Source organism: Chryseobacterium sp. KBW03 (assembly GCF_003852415.1).
GTDB lineage: Bacteria > Bacteroidota > Bacteroidia > Flavobacteriales > Weeksellaceae > Chryseobacterium > Chryseobacterium viscerum.
The window spans coordinates 32,199-49,700 of sequence record NZ_QAJO01000004.1; the positions used below are offsets into that span (position 1 = coordinate 32,199).

Sequence of the window (17,502 nt, forward strand, 5' to 3'; positions counted from 1 at the left end):
AATTATTTCGTCAATTTTGCAGTAGGTAAAGAAACAGTTCCGGGATCTTTCCATAACCCTTCTTTCTCAGCTTTCTTTTTAATAGATTCTGCCCTTTTATTACTGTCAGGGTGAGAATTGAACATTTTCTCAAAATTAGTTTGTGTACTTCCTTCTGAAAGTAAAGCCAATTTTTTGAACGCCGTATAAGCTCCTACTACATCATATTTATTAGCCTTCATAAAGTCGTATGAATAGGTATCTGCTTCTGATTCCTGTTTTTTGCTGTGTGAAGCATCCAAAAATGCATTAGCCATTTTACCTACCTGGCTTTCATTAAGGGTAGCTACAGCGGAAGAAGCTGATGATGCTGCATCTAAGGCAGCTGCTTTAAGATAGGCCGATTTCATCGCATCCTTTGTATCCTGATTTTTAACGTGCCCGATCTCGTGTCCGATAACTGCCAGCAATTCGTTGTCTGTCATAATATCCATCAGAGAAGAGAATACACGCACACTTCCGTCTGCACAAGCGAAAGCATTGATATCTTTTACTTTATAAACTTTATAATTCAAATTCAGACCGTCCTGAGATTTGTGTTTTCCAAACAGCTTGTTCAGTCTCACAGTGTACGGATCTTTAGGTCCTGCTACGGCATTATTTTTATCCATCCAGTCTACTGATTCTTTGGATAATTTAACCGCATCTTCGTTCGTAAATGTTAAAGCTTTTGCACCATTTGAAACCATTCCGGCTGCTTTTCCGAGGTTAATTTTTTGTGCATTGATCGAATACATTGCCCCCAATAACATAAGGCATACAGTAATTTTTTTCATATTTATTAAAAATTTGGAGCACGAAGGTAACCTTTTTTTAACAATTATTAAGTTGAAACTTAGTTCGAGATCATTTCAGAATGCTGTTTTTTTTCCTTATTTTTGTGAAATGAGTCAAAAATGGATTTATAAGCCCGAACCCGATGAGGAAGTTGTGGACGGACTAAGTTCGTCACTTGGTTTTGGTACTTTTGAATCTAAACTTCTCGTTTTAAGAGGAATTGACAACTATCAAAAGGCCAGAGAATTTTTTAAACCGAACCTTAACGATATACACAATCCGTTTTTAATGGCAGATATGCAAAAAGCTGTAGAGCGTATTGCCACTGCGATTGAAAATGGTGAAAAAATACTGGTATATGGTGACTATGATGTGGACGGAACCACAGCGGTTGCTTTGATGTACCTATATCTCAGCAAAATTGTTGAGAAAAAATATTTAGACTATTATATCCCGGACAGAAATTCTGAAGGATATGGAATTTCCACAGAAGGGATTGATTTTGCCAAAGAAAATGGCTTCTCATTAATTATTGCACTGGACTGTGGAATCAAAGCACTCGATATGATCAGCTATGCCAGCAGTCTGGATATTGATTTTATTATCTGTGACCACCACCTTCCGGGTGAAGAAATTCCCAATGCCGTAGCAGTACTTGATCCTAAAAGAAGTGACTGCCGATATCCATTCAAGGAACTTTCCGGATGTGGTGTAGGCTTTAAACTTTGCCAGGGACTTAATACCATTTATAAATTACCGGAAGCGGAATTATTTGAACTGACAGATCTTCTGGCCATTTCAATTGCTGCAGATATTGTTTCTATGACAGGAGAAAACAGAGTATTGGCTAAGATGGGATTAAAAACGCTTAGGAAAACCAGAAATCTGGGATTAAGATTACTGATCCCCGAGGACAAGCTTTCTCATTTTGAAATTTCCAATATTGTTTTTGAAATCGCTCCTAAAATTAATGCTGCCGGACGAATATCTCAAGGTAAAGCAGCAGTGGAACTGATGGTTTCTGATAATCTGAAGCATGCGAATCAGATTGTAAGCGATATCATGGATCTTAATGATGAAAGACGCGAATTGGATATGAATTCTACTCTTTCTGCTCTGAATCAGATTATAGAGTCTCAGCAGGAAAGCAAACATACTACCATTGTTTATCATCCGGAATGGAATAAAGGAGTGATCGGTATTGTAGCTTCGCGGCTTATTGAAACCTATTATAAACCTACATTGGTATTCACAGATGGAAATAATGGTGAAATGGTAGCTTCGGCAAGATCTGTTTCCGATTTTGATGTCCATGAAGCTCTGGATATATGCTCCGAATACTTCCTTAAATTTGGGGGACATCATGCAGCTGCCGGCCTTTCGATGGAGAAGGATAAATTTGAAGCTTTCAAAGAAAAGTTCGAGAGAATTGTCTCTGAAAAAATCAAAGAACATCAAAAAGAGCCTTCCATTACGATTGATACTGAAATCATAATTGACGAAATTAACAGAGAGTTTATCAATTTCCACAGGAAACTGGCTCCCTTCGGTCCTCATAATATGAAACCTATTTTCACATTAACTGATCAGAAGCTTTCAGGGTATGTAAAAACAATGGGAAAAGATAACAATCACCTGAAATTTTATATCAAACAGGAATCTACAGGACGTAATATTGAATGTGTGGGTTTCAAACTTGGACAATTTGTTGAAGATTTTAAAAACAAAAGCTTTGACCTGGCGTTTACCCTGGAAGAAAACCACTGGAAAGGCAACGTGACTCATTATCTTAATATCAAAGATGTAAAATTCAGGGAGTAAGTACTGCTACCTCTTACCTATTATCTGCTGCTTAATAAATGAAAAAAATCGGTTTATTTTTCGGATCATTCAATCCTATTCATATCGGACATCTTATTCTGGCTAATTATATTCTGGAAAACTCTGATATGGAGGAATTATGGTTTGTAGTAAGCCCACAAAATCCTTTTAAAGACAAAAAATCTTTACTGAATGACCACAACAGACTTGATATGGTACAGCTTGCAGTAAAGAACTATCCTAATATGAGAGCTTCCAACGTAGAATTTTCACTTCCGAAGCCTAGTTATACCATTGATACTCTGACGTATCTCCATGAGAAATATCCGGATTATTCTTTTAGCCTGATTATGGGAGAAGATAATCTGAAGAGCCTTCACAAATGGAAAAATTCTGATGTTTTGATCAAGAATCATCATATCATTGTTTATCCCAGAGTATTTGATGGAGAAAAGAAAGATTCCGAATATTTACAGCATGAGAATATTTCTCTGATAAAAGCTCCGGTAATAGAACTTTCTGCGACAGAAATCCGCAATATGATCAGAGACAACAAAAATGTGCGACCTATGTTACCTCCTGAAGTTTTTGAATATTTGGATGGTAGTAATTTTTATAAGTAATTTTGCCACTCAGAAATTAGAGGGTAGAAACCAGAAGGCAGAGAATGACTCTTACCTTTTCCTCTCAACTCATAGCTAAATAAATGAACTTCATCGAACAATTTTTCTCAAAATACCCTCAGGAAAAAATCATCAAATGGTTTAAACAGATTTGTCTTGCAGAAGCCATTTCATGTCTTTTATTGTATTGTGTCGCTATGATCTGGATCCGGTATGATGAGAATATATATTCCATTATTTTCATCAGCGTTATTGGCAGCTTACATGGATTATTTTTTACACTTTATCTTTTGCTCTGCCTTCCTGCAAGAAAAATTTATAATTGGGATGATGAAGATTTTGTTTTTGCATTATTATCTGCATTCTTTCCTTTTGCGACGATTTGGGTAGACAAAAAACTAGCCCGATTTGATAGAGAATAAATCATAAAATACCCTATAAAAAAAGGACCTTTTCGGTCCTTTTAATTTTTAGTGTTATTACATATCCCGCTTCACATGCCCTGTCGCTGTGAAAGTATGACTTCCTGAATTATTGGTGTAAGTTCCATTGACGGTAAAATCAATGTAATCCCCTACTGCTCCAAAAGTGGCTATGTTGATAACCAAATTTCCATTACTTGGTGTAATAACGGCTCCTGAAAGTTCAAATATATAATCTGTAGTAAAATTGGCTGCAACGCCCAACATATTATTTTGAGTCATAGAGAAAAATGGTCCTGCAGGATTCATTGAATTTATTCTCAATTGTTTGGGCACCATATTAGGTGATGTAGGAGTAAGACCTGCCCATTGCGCATTGAATGATCCTACTACATAAACAACAGGCTGATTATCAATTTTATAATTGACAAATTCATTTACAGAATTACAAGCCATGATATCCCCTAAATTTACATTAGTAGATGTGGCCGTGAAAGTAACCTGATTGGTAGTCTGAACATTGACCGCATCAAATCCTTCATAAATAAACTGTGGATTCGCAGTACATGAATAGGTATTAAATGTAAAACCTCCTGTACTGTTTACCGGTACAGACATATATTGGAAATAGTTTGTACTCACTGCAGGCTTTAACATTACATAACCATCAGTAACAATGGCATTGGCACAAGTTTTCAGATTCCCCTGAATAGTATAACTTGTAGATGCAGAAGGATTGACTGTAATATCTGGGATCGTCGTTATGATTCCGGACGGAAAAGGCCCGACATTAGAAGTATAAATGACATTATTACAGACATCATACACTTTTAAGCTAAGGACTTCACCTGCGGGAACAATTCCAGATACCATTCCTGCATTGTCAGTCATTCCGTACGTTTCATATGCCTGGGAGCTTCTCTTTAAAGTTACTTTGATATTAGGTAAAACTTGCCCTGCAGCATTTTTTACCGTTACTTTCATTGTCGCCTGCTCAAACTGTGCATCACAATTCCACCATGAAAAATGACTTACTGTTCCTACATAGGTATTTCCAATCTTTGTTGCAGAGCCCTCCTCCTTCCACATTCCTGTATCTTCATTATAAGACCATAATGGAATGGTGGCTGGTGAATTGGAAGCTTGTGCAGGATCTACAGGAACAGTAATTTCTGCCGTGTGGCCGTTTGCAATCTGAAGGTTTTGTCCGGAACTTCCTGTTAATTGTACATGCAGCATCCCAAAAGTTTCCATCACTCTGGAGTTTCCTCCTAAATTGGTTGCCAAAAATGATCCCGGCATCAATTCATTGAGGTATTGATTGGATGGTGCTAAGTGAAAAACGGCAACGCTCACATTTCCTGAATAAGCATTTCCGTTAGCATCTTTGAAACTACCGTCAAATTTTACTTTCGTTCCGTTTGGCAATGAAACTGTAGAGGCAGCGCCCGAAGTAATGGTAGAAGTGGCTGTGGCAGGAATCATCATAATATTCACTTGATTCATTCCGTTGGTAGGAACCAAAACCCGTGATGCATTTACATAGCCGGACTTTGTCACTTTTATGTGGGCAAAGTTTTCTTTTACAGAAGCATTTTTAAATGTAAAAAAACCTCTAAGATTGGTTGTCACCGTATTTGTTCCAATGGTAACTGTTGCTCCTGAAACCGGAACCCCGTTTGTATCAAGAACTACGCCCTGGAAATTTCTTTGTGCAGTATTCCCAAAATTATAATTAGATGGGGAATTGGATGTCTCGTCACCTATTTCTAAGAAAGATTCATTCTTACATGAAAACATTAATAGAAATAACAAAAATAAAAGGTAAAATTTTTTCATATGGTAATGATTTTTAGTTTTCACTAAATTAATAATAAAATATGAGTCTTTGTATTTTCTCTTATTTTTCATCAACTATTTTTTAAATCTTAATTAATTTCATGCTATCGTGTAACAAATTTATTGCTAAAGTTGTCTTATTATGCAGAAAGGTCAAGCAATCATTATTTTTAAACTGAATTTTTATTAACTGATAATCAATTAATTATATTTTATTTAAAATATTTTTGAGTACTTTGTATTGCATGATACTAAATTTATTATATATCTTTGCAATGTAAAATAACAAACCATACAAGCTATTAAACTAAAAATAATAATAATCATGAAAACTCAAATTCTTATTGCAGCACTATTTTTCGGTGGACTTGTAACTGCCCAGCAGAAAAAAGACAGTTTGAAAGTAAATGCTATTGATGCAGTTAATATCAAGAAGCAGGTTTTCAAAAAACAAGGTGACCGTTTAGTATACGATGTAGCATCTTCATCTATTGCTAAAGGAACCAACACTTTTAATCTTTTAAAACAAACCCCGATGATTTCCAGTATAGATGGAAAAACGCTGAAGATTTTGGGGAAAAATGATGCGGTAATCTACATCAACAACAAGAAATCCAATATGGATTCTGAGGCACTGATTGAAATGCTGAAATCGACTCCATCAGAAGATATACAAAAAATTGAAGTCATTACAGTTCCCGGAAGTGAATTCCAGGTTGAGTCCAAGGAAGGCGTCATTAATATTGTGATGAAGAAAAGCAAAAATAATGGTTATAACGGGACGTTGAAGATGCAGAATGAGCAAGGATATTACAACAATCCAAATGCAGGAGCTTCTTTTAATTTCAGACAAGGTAAATGGTCCGGGAATTCTAATTTCAGAATGGGAAGCTGGACAGACAGACAAAAATATACATTGTCTAACGGAGATTCTACCTTCAGAAATGAATCTTCAGGTTTCAATGATGATCCCAACAAAAATTACGGAGGAGGTTTCAATGTTGATTATGAAATCAATAAAAAACACAGTTTAGGTTTCTCTTACAATATGAGATATAATAAAAGCTTCAATTCTATATTGGATATCACCAATTGGCAGGATGGAGTTTTATCCAACAGAACTGTCAATAATGAGGATGCGCAAACCAGAAATCATTCTTTCAATTTAAATTATGAAATGAAAACCGACTCTCTGGGAAGCAAACTTACATCGAATGTCTCTTATCTGTGGTTCAACAGAAATAAAGAAAGCTTCAATGAAAGTTTCCCTTTAACGAATGATACGATTAATAAATATTCAGCGCTACGTCAGGCTGTACCACAAATCATCAACAACTATGCAGCCAACATCGACTATCTGAAAAAAACGGCTAAAGGAGCAACGTGGTTGATGGGAATCAGCTACAACCATACCAATACAGACAATGATACCAGACAGGATAAGTTGAAAAACGGAGCGTTTGTGATAGATCCTAATCAGACCAACCACTTCATTTATAAGGAAAATATTCTTGGAATTTACCTGAACTATGAAAGAAAGCTGACTGAGAAATTATCCGGAAAAATAGGAGCCCGCTATGAAATGACCAGAAGCACCGGAGATATTGTAGACAAAACAGGATTTGAAAGAAACTACAACAACCTGCTACCCTATCTGAATTTAAATTATGCCATCAATTCAGATCATAATTTGAGTTATACGTTTTCAAGCAGAATCAGAAGACCTAGATTTTGGGAATTGAATCCTTCCAGAACCTACTTTACACCAACCAATTATACGCAGAACAATCCATTTATATTGGCTTCTAAATATTACAATCAGGAGATCAATTATATGTACAAAAATGCATTCTATGCCAATCTGAGTTTTAATATGGTAGAAGATGCTGCCGCTTCAGATCTCCTTCCACTGCAGGGAACTGTAACGGCTCCAAAAAAAGATTCTAAGGGAAACATTATATATGATATCAAAGGAAATACAACCATGGAAACCACAAGATTCCTTAGATACATCAGAACTAACTACGGAAAAAACAGAGAACTTGCTTTAACTCTTGGGATGAACAAATCATGGTTCAAAGACATATGGACAACCAACTATTCTGTGAACTTAGGATATGTTACCTACAGTGGCGGGGTTTGGGAAGACCCTACATCCATGCCGGTTCCGGGAGAAACTGAAGTTGTAGAACCTTATATCATTAATGTTAAAAACTATAATATGTCTGCTACCCTCAACAATATAATCCGCCTTTCATCTAAAAAAGACTGGTTTTTGGGAGTTAATTACTTTTTTGCAAGCCAGACCGCTATGGAAGGAGGTATGATAGGGGCAAGACAGAGCTTTGATTTCAATGTGAAAAAAATTGTAGGCGACTGGACCATTGTAGCTGAAGTAAGTGACTTATTCAATCAAAGCTTTTACAGAGTTAAAGGTGTACAGCCTAACGGAACCTATAATAATATAACCAACTTCAATTATCCAAGGCTTATAAGTATCGGAGTTACTTACAATTTCGGTAATCAGAAACTGAAAAAGGCAAGGGAAATGAAATCAGCGAATGATGCTGTAAAATCAAGAACCTAATCTATCATAATTTATCTCACTACAACCACTCTTAAATAAAACAAAAATGAAACGTATAATTTTGTCAATGGCTATCGTATTCGGTACTTGCGCATTTGCTCAGGAGAAGAAATCTGATACGGCAAAAACTAAAAATATAGAAGGAGTTACGATCACGAAACAGGTTTTCAAAAAGCAAAGTGACCGTTTTGTATATGACGTAGCCGCTTCTCCGGTTGCTAAAGGAAATACCACTTTTGACCTTCTGAAGCAGACTCCGTTATTATCTTCTACTGATGATAAGACCTTGAAAATTGCAGGAAAAAATAATGCCCTGATCTATATCAACGGAAGAAAAACCAATATGGATGCTGAGTCTCTTGCTCAGTTCCTGAAAAATACTCCGGCAGAAAACATTCAGAAAATAGAAGTTATAACGATTCCCGGAAGTGAATATCAGGTAGAATCATCGGATGGGATCATCAACATCGTTTTAAAGAAAAAAATGAGTGACGGTCTCAGCGGAAACATGAGAATGTCTAATACAACCAGTAAATATAACGCAAGCCAGGCCAGTTTTTCAGCTAACTACAGAAAAGATAAGCTGGGAGTGAGCGCCAATCTTAGCGGTGGGGAAAATATTGAGGCACAAACTTATACGTTAAGAAATGGTACCGCAAATACTTCCAATGAATCTACCGGAGATATCAACGACCCCAACAAAAATATCGGCGGTTATCTGAATATTGATTACCAGCTGAATGACAAAAGCAACCTGGCATTATCATGGAATACATGGGCTAATAAAAGCTATAATTCAACAGTAGATTTGTTTAATACCATAAAAAAAACAGGCACACAATATACATGGTCCAAAAACAAAGAAGATGCAAGGTCTTATAACAATTCTTTGAATCTAAATTATGAATTAAAAACAGATTCATTAGGCAGTAAGCTGAATGTAAATGCAGCCTATCTGAATTATAGAAGATTTCAGTTCACAGATAACCAAACCTTCGCTTCAGATATCAACAGAGGGCTGGGAACAAGAACAACACAAGTGCTTCAGGATCTCCCTCAGATCATTAATAACTTCTCCGGAATGGTAGATTATATTCAGAAATTTAAAAATGATCTGACAGTATCAATAGGAGGAAATTATAACAAAACCAAAACAGACAACGATTCTAAAAACATTACTTATTCTTTTGATCCCGTAAAAAATCCGGATCCCAGACCCAATCATTTTATCTATGATGAAAACATCTATGGTGTGTATCTTACCGTTGAAAAGAAGATTTCCGATAAACTTTCCGGAAAAATAGGAGCGAGATACGAGATTACCAACAGCTTGGGAACTTCTGACAATGCACCTACAGAAGCCCTTAAGAGAATTGAAAGAAACTACAAAAACTTTCTTCCTTATCTGAGCGTGAATTATGCGATTAATGATAAAAACAACATTTCGTATTCCTTTTCAAGCAGAATGAGAAGACCAAGTTTCTGGGAACTTAATCCTGTAAGAAATATTCTGACAGATGATAATTATACTCAGAACAACCCATTTGTAAAAGCATCTTCAACGTACAATCAGGAATTAACTTATATGTTTAAAAATTCATATTTCCTGATTCTAAACCATTCTTATATTCAGGATGCTATTACTCAGGTTCCGTTACAGGGATATCCGGTAGCTCCGGATGGTAAAGTGGGCGCCAATCCTGTATTGAGATATATCAGAACCAATTTTGGAAACAAACAGGAAATGTCTGCAATGCTGGGCCTTCAGAAATCATTTTTTAAACAATACTGGACAACCAACTTCAATATTGGAGTTCAACATAACATCAACAACGGAAGTCTTGACATCGACCCTACTACAGGAGACCGATTCAAAAATCAGAAGGGTGAAGATATTGTATACACTAACAAAACAAATTCCACCAGTCTTCTTATCCAGACCAACAACACCATCCGTCTTGATAAAAAGAAAACATGGTTCTTTGGAGTTAATTATTTCTTCGTAGACAAACAGCAGATCGAGCTTGGATTACTAAAAGAGCTAATGAGTTTAGATCTTAGCATCAAGAAAATATGGAACGACTGGACTTTTGCAGTGAATGTAAATGATGTCCTGAATACCAATATTGTTAAAATTGAAGACTTCCAGGACAATGGGAATTACAATTACATCCACCAAAACCGCTACAATAGAAACGTAATGGTAAGCCTTACCTACAATTTCGGAAATCAGAAAGTGAAAAAGGTAAGAGACATCGAAGGCGCATCTGATGCCATCAAAAGTAGAACAAAATAAGAGAAGTATCTTTCTTCATATTCAATTATTCTTACGGTATCCGCTGTTTTTTTACAGCGGATTTTTTATATTTAATCGCTATGAAAAAATGTGTGCATATTATTTTAATCAGCCTCAGTTTGCTTTTTCTATGGACTGGCTGTAAAGAAAACAAGATAAAACTAGGCAACAATATCAACTTTGATAAAGAGGAAAATATTCAGTACGGAAATAGTCCTGAACAGGTGATGGACATTTACATTCCCAATAAAAAAACAATCCAAAAAAGAGATGTTTTCATGATCATCCATGGTGGGGGCTGGCGTAGTGGAAATAAGTCACAGCTGACATTTTTCACTCTTTCTCTGATGCAGAAATTTCCTGATCATATTTTCGTTAATATGAATTACAGACTGGCATCAGCATCCAACTACGGGCTGCCTAATCAAATAAACGATATTAAAGAGGTCTCTGTCTTTTTAGAAAAGAAACTCAAGTATCATCCTAAATTCATATTATTGGGAAACAGTGCCGGAGGACATTTATCCATGTTATATGCCTATCAATTCGATTCTGATAAAAAAGTAAAGGCCGTTATTAATATTGTGGGTCCAAGTGATCTTTCAGATCCGGGTTTCAAAAATTATCAGGAATATTCTTTTGTTCAGGAAAGACTTGTAGATCCTGATATACCAAGACTGGGAATATCACGTATAGATTTTGCCAGCCCTGTAAAATGGATCACAAAAAGCTCCCCTCCTACCTTATCCTACTATGGAAGTACAGACCGCGTTATCCCTTCCTCACAAGAAAAAATCCTAGATTCCATTTTAAATAAAAATCATATCATTCATGAATCTTATCAATTCAATGGTGGACATTTGGATTGGGATAAAAAGCCCAATGATGAATTTCTTATCAATAAAATAGCAGCTTTTCTTAAAAAATCGGACAAAAAATAACACGTCCTGATCATTCAAAACGTGTTATTTTTATTTCTTAATTGCTTTTATTCAGACTTTGCAGGCGCTGTTCTTTCTGAAACTCCATTGGCATTGAAAGCTTCAATCTGGAAATAGTAAGCATCAGTTCTGTCGGCTCCTGTAAAGAAATATTCATTCTTTCCGTATACCATAATGCTTCCGTACATTTTATCGGGAGATTTTCCCCAATAGATCACATAGCCGTCTGCTTCAGAATTCTGCTGCCATTTCATCCAGATACTTCTTCTTTCACCATATTTCTTAGGATCAGCTCTTAAAGGAACAAAACCTTCTACTTTAGCAGGCTCTTTTCCGCCTCCTTTCCCAAATACTCTGAAACCGCTCAATGCAAATTTTCCGGTGGGCATTTTCAGATTTTCCATTTTCAGGAAACGGGCTTTTGCAGGGCTCTCCAATTCTACATAATCGTGAGGAACATCTTTTGTGTTTTTACTTTTATCCACAATTACATTCCACTTCTTTCCATCATTAGATCCATAGATTTTGTATTGGTGCATCTTTCCCAGGGTTTTCCCCATAAATTCGGCATCCTGATCTGCATAATTGATCTGAATGGCATTGATGGTAGAAATCTCACCCAGATCTGTCTGGAACCATTCTCCGGAATTTCCGGTTTTGGCACTCCAGTAAGTTTTAATATCTTCATCTACTGCATAATTGGGCTGGTAACCTCCTAATGTAGAGGAGACCTGAACCGGTTTATTATAATTCAGCAGCATCCATCCTGCAAAAAGACCTTTTGAAAAATCTTTTCCCTGTGCATATTGCGGAAGATAAGTAGGATAATCTCCGTAGGCTGTATTGCAGTACATCACATCGTCTTTATCAAAACCTGCCGGCCAGATTCCAAGTCGTCTTTCAAAATTATTTTTAGTGGAAATAAAGATGGTGGAAACGTGCCACCAGTTTTTATAATTATCTTCAAAAGTAGCTCCGTGCCCTGCTCCTCTGGCAAAACCACCAGGCTTGTATGAAAATGGATTATGCTGCTGATACTCGAAGCCTTCTAAAGGACCTTTGCTCACGTACACTCCGTCAGAATATCCGCTAAACTCTGTTGCCGGAGCACCGTACTGCATATAATATTTTCCGTTATGCTTAGTCATCCAGGCTCCTTCTACGAAAGGCTGAAGAAAAACATTATCATTGTATTCGCCAAAACGTTCCCATCCGTGATCTTCAGGTTTTAATTTAAGAATAGGTTTAACAAAACCTTCAGACTGAAGATTTTTTACTTTCACTTCTGTTCCCAACAGAGGCCATTCATTGCTTGAGCCCCAGTACAGATATAGCTTATTCTTATCTTCATCATAGTGGAATGCCGGATCCCACGCTCCTACTTTCAAAGTATCCACTGCAATTTTCCAGTCGTCTTTGGTAGGATTGGTACTCTTCCAGATGGGAAAATCCTGTTCCCAGGTAGAACCATAAACATACAGCGTATCTTTCATTGCCCAGACTGCCGGAGCATTCAGATCGTGGGTATATTTATTGTCTCTTAGAAATTTCCTTTTTACAAACTTCCAGTCCAGCATATCATCACTGTACCAATAGCCTTCCTGGTTGGTAGAAAAAAGAAACAGTTTATTTTTAAAATTAACAATGACAGGATCTGCTGTAGCACGGTGTTTCCCTTGTTTTGAAAAAACTTCGAAAGGGGTATATCCGTAGTCTATATTAATCGGGTTACAGAAAGTTTTCTGCTGACCGCCCACCATGATTCCCAGAAAAATTGCTAATGATAAAAGATATTGTCTCATTTTCAGATTTTAAACATTCAGGGCAAAGTTAACTAACTTTTTTTGGTTTTCTCCAAATAAAGCCATCCAGAAGATAATGGGTAAGCTGAGGAACGACCAACAGCGGAACCAAAAACTGAAACAGTTTTTCTGAAACCATCACATTCAAAGAAAAATGCTCATTCCAGACCAAAGTTTCCCATAAAAACTCCTCCAGAAAAGCAAAACCCAAAATGACCGCTACAAATAAAAAGACTCCTGAAAAAGATTTAAAAATCTGCATTCTGTTCAGCTGATGATTTTCTTTTTGTTTTATTTCCTGAATATAAATCAATGCGATATAAGGAATTCCATGGGAAACCACATTCAAGAAAGTAAAGAGAAGGTCATTGTTAAAGTATACAATTCCAAAATACCAGGAAAGGAAGGTTCCGGTGATCAATGCTGTTTTAGGAAAATTAATATTTTTTGTTTTGAAAGCTTCGAAAACAGTTTTAACGATCCAAATGATCAGAATTGTAAAATAGGTGACGGTAATCAGAGGAATATAATCCGGAAGGTTTTGAAGCCATTCAAATTCATTGTTGACAAACCAGGTAAAGGCGCGGGGTGTTTTAAACCAGTATAACATAGGATAGATTGTCGCAGAATAAACAGCTACCTCATCTATTTTTTTGCTCCAGTTATTGGGCTCAAATCGGGCATAAAGTCTCATAAACCCGTACTGCTGGCGTATAAAATGAAAAACGGCAACCAAAGCCAGTACCGACCAAAATGTCAGGCTTCCCAATTGAAATAGAACAATACCCAATACCCAGCTTAGAACAGGAATGCCGAGATAAAGCAGTTTATTCTTCTGTATTTCGCCTTTTACAAAATAGGTTTTGAACAGTGTAGAATAGACATGGGCTACGTCTACAAAAACAATCAGGAAAAGCCATGTGTAAAAAGAATAATGGTTTTCCAATCCCTGGATCTGTTTCTGAAAAAGAAAAATAATCAACAGTACCAGAAAAGGCGGTGATAAAATAAACCACCAGTCTGTTTTTGCATTGTGTATCCAAGGCTGTTTCATATTATAATTTATATCATTTGTCCGGCCGTTCTTATTCCCTGATAAAAAGCTTCTTCAAAAATAGATATTCCCGAAAGATCAGAATGGGCGAAGAATATTTTCCCGTCTATAGGTTCTTTTGCTATCCTTGTTGCTTCTCCAAAAATCTGGTTAGGAACCGGCGCAATCATCGCATGTCCTATTTTATGAAACTGCATTTCCAGAATAAAATCTTCTATTAGCGGGTGTGCTTTCTTCAGATCATTCAAAACTAAATTTTTAAGTTCAGCATCTTTCATTGCATACAGCTTTTTTCTTGCTTTTCTGCAGTCTCCGGTTGAAAAACTCTTATAATGGGTAATTACTCTTTCTCCTATAATCTGGTTAAGATTTTGATGCTGATCAAAGATATACCCCAATCCTGAACTTCCATAGATTACATTATCCCAGGCCAGTTCTTCATCTCCTCCGAATTCATTCTTTAAAGTAATCGTTGTTAAAAGCCATGGAACATAATTAAACGATTGGGCTTTCTTATGATTAAAAATTCTCTCGTTCACAAACTGAGGGGATGCAAACAGTACTTTATCCGCAATGATCTTTTTTGTTTTCTTCTGAATATTATCAAAGCTCAATACCTCAACTTGATCATTGAGTGTTACATCAAAGACAAGATTCCCGGGCATATGTTTCCCCTTTGTATATTTTGAGAAATGTTTTGCCAGTCTGGCATTTCCTTCCGGCCAGGTGAATACCTGATCTTTATATTTCGCACTCCAGTTGTTCTTTCTTCCGGCAAAATAATGAATGCCTGCCCATGTAGAAACATAGTCTATGCCTAATCCGAAATCATCTCTGCAGGAGTAATCCAAAAGCCAGAGAAGTTCTTCTGAGTGATAGTTGTTTTCCTTCAGCCAGTCTTTGAAAATGATTTTTTCAAGGTTTAAGACCTCATCTTCCTGGCTTGAATCATGCACCGGAATGGCAAACCAATATTTTCCCCGTGCATCTTTCTTCAGGCGGAACTCATCCATCAGCTTAAAAAAGCGGTTAAGCTCTTGCTGAGTTGCTCTTGAGATCCCTCTCTGAGGAACAATATCATTCTGCCAGGAGTTTTTATAGAACAGTCTTTCCTGTTGTGGAAAAGTCATTTGGTATTCATCAAGAATGGGTTCTCCATTCTCTTCAGTTCCCAGACAGATTCCACATTCTGTCAGAAATTCTATGATTTCTACATTTTCTTTATTGGGTAAGGGTAAATAATGGGCTCCCAACGGAAACTTTGAAAACGAGTTCTGCCCATTGGAAGAATTTCCCCCCAGATGATTTTCCATTTCCAGAAGAAGATAATTGTTTTCATTATGCTGACTGAAAAACCTGCAAGCAGCAAGTCCTGAAATTCCACCGCCCACAATAAGATATTGGGTGTGGATAACTTCTGAAAACTGTGGAAAATCTTTTGCCCACAGCTTATGCCCGAGAACATGATTTGTTCCGGTAATCTTAAGCAACAAAGACTTTACCTTTTTTCCACAATACTGCAAAAAGGGAAGCATAAGGCTACCTAAAAATATAGTTTTAAGAAAATCCTTTCTACTGTACTTTTCCCCACTCTTCATCAAAATAACGAACTAGTATCTGGTTATCCAGACGGTTAACTTCTACGTCTTTCACTTTCATATCTTTATTAAAATAAGACATCTGTGAAAAGTTGTAATCATAGTATTTTAAACCGGGAAGCTTTCTGTAGATTCTGTTGTTGATGGGTTCAAATGAAGCCATAGAGAATCCCCACTCCCCGAAAGACGGAACATAAGTATGATAGGCAGCTGTGAAAGGAAAAATCTGATTGATCGTTTTTTCTATACACCAGAACGATTTCGGCGCAAAATACGGAGAGGTGGTCTGAACCACAATTTTGGTATCAAGAGTCGTCAGTCTCTCCAGTTCTTTATAAAACTGCAGGGAATATAGTTTTCCCAGGCTGTAGTTGGACGGATCAGGAAAGTCTATGATAATGACATCAAACTTTTTCCTGTTCTCTTTTACCCAAATGTAAGCGTCTTTATTGATAACTTCCACTTTAGGATTGGAAAAGGAACTTTGATTCAGCCTGCGCATGGTTTCGTTGGTCTTGAAAAACTGGGTCATTTCACCATCAAGATCCACGAGCGTTATTTTTTTAACGTCTTTGTATTTCAATACTTCTCTTGCTGCAAAGCCGTCTCCTCCTCCCAAAATCAAAACGTTATCAATGTTTTTTGCCATAGACATCGCAGGATGTACCAGGGCCTCATGATAACGGTATTCATCGGTGGATGAAAACTGTAAATTGTTATTCAAATAGAGACGAAATTCATGGGTATTTCTCGTCAACACAATCCTTTGGTAAGGTGAGCTTTTGGTATATACTACATTTTCACCATATAGCTTTTCTTCAGAATAAGATAAAATCGTATCTGAAAAAAAGAAAAGTCCAAGCAAGAAAACAAATGCCGAAATCGACTTTACTCTTAATGAAAATGATTTTGATAATTCTTTTTTAAGGTAATAACAAAGAAATATCGCAATAGAAATATTAATCAGTCCGAAAAAAAGAGGGGTCTTTACAATTCCCAGCTTTGGAATCAAAACCAATGGGAATAGAATAGATGCCAGTAATGCTCCGATATAGTCGAATGCAAAGACATTTGAAACTAAATCTTTAAACTGAACTCTGTCTTTTAAAATGTTCATCAAAAGTGGAATTTCCACCCCAACAAGACATCCGGTAAAAAAGACAAAAAGATAGAGAACGCTTTCAAAATGTGCGAGAGTATTAAACAAAATAAACAGCACAACAGAGCTGATTCCTCCTACGATTCCTACAAGGATTTCGATCTCAATGAATTTATCAATCAGATTTCCTTTGATGAATTTTGCAAAGTAGGAACCCACTCCCATTGAAAAGAGATACACCCCGATAATGAAAGAAAACTGCTTTACAGAGTCTCCTAAAAGATAGCTCGCCAGGGCTCCGGCCACCAATTCATAAATCAATCCACATGTAGCAATGACGAATACTGAAAACAATAAAAGCAGCTCAAGAGGAATCCTCTTCTTATCCATGAATTGCAGCGCTTATAATCATTGAAATTCCGATGATAAATGCTCCAAAGACAATAGCCAAGGCTACGTTTTTGTTCTGAGCGATCTCATGCCATGTTTTCTCCGGTGTAAGCTTTTCAATAATGAAATAGCATACCAGCAGAATTGCGATTCCTAAAAATGAGTAAAGAACCGAGTTTAGTATTGGTAAGAAATTGATGTTGTCCATAGTTTT

General features: G+C 36.6%; 13 protein-coding genes. 6 read left to right on the plus strand and 7 right to left on the minus strand.

What is annotated here, in order from left to right; genetic code table 11:
- Window positions 1–2: 2 nt before the first annotated feature.
- On the minus strand, window positions 3–815 hold the full coding sequence (locus DBR39_RS08110) for a M48 family metalloprotease (protein ID WP_124532136.1): 813 nt from the start codon (window positions 813–815) through the stop codon (window positions 3–5).
- 109 nt (window positions 816–924) lie between these two features.
- Between DBR39_RS08110 and recJ the strand changes: the two genes are divergently transcribed.
- From recJ to DBR39_RS08125, 3 genes are all read left to right on the plus strand, one after another.
- The gene (gene recJ, locus DBR39_RS08115; protein ID WP_124532137.1) at window positions 925–2,637 is read left to right on the plus strand and encodes a single-stranded-DNA-specific exonuclease RecJ; all 1,713 of its coding nucleotides are present in this window, start codon (window positions 925–927) and stop codon (window positions 2,635–2,637) included.
- Window positions 2,638–2,675: 38 nt separating this feature from the next.
- Window positions 2,676–3,260 (plus strand): nicotinate (nicotinamide) nucleotide adenylyltransferase, encoded by a 585-nt coding sequence (gene nadD / locus DBR39_RS08120; protein ID WP_124532138.1) that lies wholly within the window; start codon window positions 2,676–2,678, stop codon window positions 3,258–3,260.
- An 83-nt stretch (window positions 3,261–3,343) separates the two neighbouring features.
- Window positions 3,344–3,682, plus strand: a complete 339-nt coding sequence (locus DBR39_RS08125; RefSeq protein ID WP_103233569.1) for a DUF3817 domain-containing protein — start codon at window positions 3,344–3,346, stop codon at window positions 3,680–3,682.
- A 57-nt stretch (window positions 3,683–3,739) separates the two neighbouring features.
- Here the strand turns inward: DBR39_RS08125 and DBR39_RS08130 are convergent, their stop codons facing one another.
- The gene (locus tag DBR39_RS08130; RefSeq protein WP_124532140.1) at window positions 3,740–5,521 is read right to left on the minus strand and encodes a hypothetical protein; all 1,782 of its coding nucleotides are present in this window, start codon (window positions 5,519–5,521) and stop codon (window positions 3,740–3,742) included.
- A gap of 325 nt (window positions 5,522–5,846) precedes the next feature.
- On the opposite strand from DBR39_RS08130, the gene DBR39_RS08135 reads away from it, so the two are divergent.
- From DBR39_RS08135 to DBR39_RS08145, 3 genes are all read left to right on the plus strand, one after another.
- The gene (locus DBR39_RS08135) at window positions 5,847–8,108 is read left to right on the plus strand and encodes an outer membrane beta-barrel family protein (RefSeq protein ID WP_124532142.1); all 2,262 of its coding nucleotides are present in this window, start codon (window positions 5,847–5,849) and stop codon (window positions 8,106–8,108) included.
- A 46-nt stretch (window positions 8,109–8,154) separates the two neighbouring features.
- Window positions 8,155–10,404 carry a TonB-dependent receptor domain-containing protein gene (locus tag DBR39_RS08140; RefSeq protein ID WP_124532144.1) on the plus strand — a complete coding sequence of 750 codons (2,250 nt, stop codon included), beginning with the start codon at window positions 8,155–8,157 and terminating at the stop codon, window positions 10,402–10,404.
- A gap of 80 nt (window positions 10,405–10,484) precedes the next feature.
- Entirely contained in the window at window positions 10,485–11,345 is an 861-nt protein-coding gene (locus tag DBR39_RS08145) for an alpha/beta hydrolase (protein WP_124532146.1), read from the plus strand.
- Window positions 11,346–11,392: 47 nt separating this feature from the next.
- Here DBR39_RS08145 and DBR39_RS08150 read toward each other — a convergent pair whose 3' ends face one another.
- The 5 genes from DBR39_RS08150 to DBR39_RS08170 all read right to left on the minus strand — a co-directional run bounded on the left by DBR39_RS08150 (window position 11,393) and on the right by DBR39_RS08170 (window position 17,496).
- Entirely contained in the window at window positions 11,393–13,147 is a 1,755-nt protein-coding gene (locus DBR39_RS08150; RefSeq protein WP_124532148.1) for a discoidin domain-containing protein, read from the minus strand.
- A gap of 28 nt (window positions 13,148–13,175) precedes the next feature.
- Window positions 13,176–14,201, minus strand: coding sequence for a hypothetical protein (locus DBR39_RS08155; RefSeq protein ID WP_124532150.1), 1,026 nt, complete (start codon window positions 14,199–14,201; stop codon window positions 13,176–13,178).
- Window positions 14,202–14,209: 8 nt separating this feature from the next.
- Entirely contained in the window at window positions 14,210–15,694 is a 1,485-nt protein-coding gene (locus DBR39_RS08160; protein ID WP_228447794.1) for an NAD(P)-binding protein, read from the minus strand.
- A gap of 79 nt (window positions 15,695–15,773) precedes the next feature.
- Complete coding sequence (locus tag DBR39_RS08165) at window positions 15,774–17,288, minus strand: polyamine aminopropyltransferase (RefSeq protein WP_109737751.1); 1,515 nt, start codon at window positions 17,286–17,288, stop codon at window positions 15,774–15,776.
- Window positions 17,281–17,496 carry a DUF350 domain-containing protein gene (locus tag DBR39_RS08170; RefSeq protein WP_124532154.1) on the minus strand — a complete coding sequence of 72 codons (216 nt, stop codon included), beginning with the start codon at window positions 17,494–17,496 and terminating at the stop codon, window positions 17,281–17,283. The genes DBR39_RS08165 and DBR39_RS08170 overlap by 8 nt, the downstream gene beginning before the upstream one ends.
- Window positions 17,497–17,502: the final 6 nt, after the last annotated feature.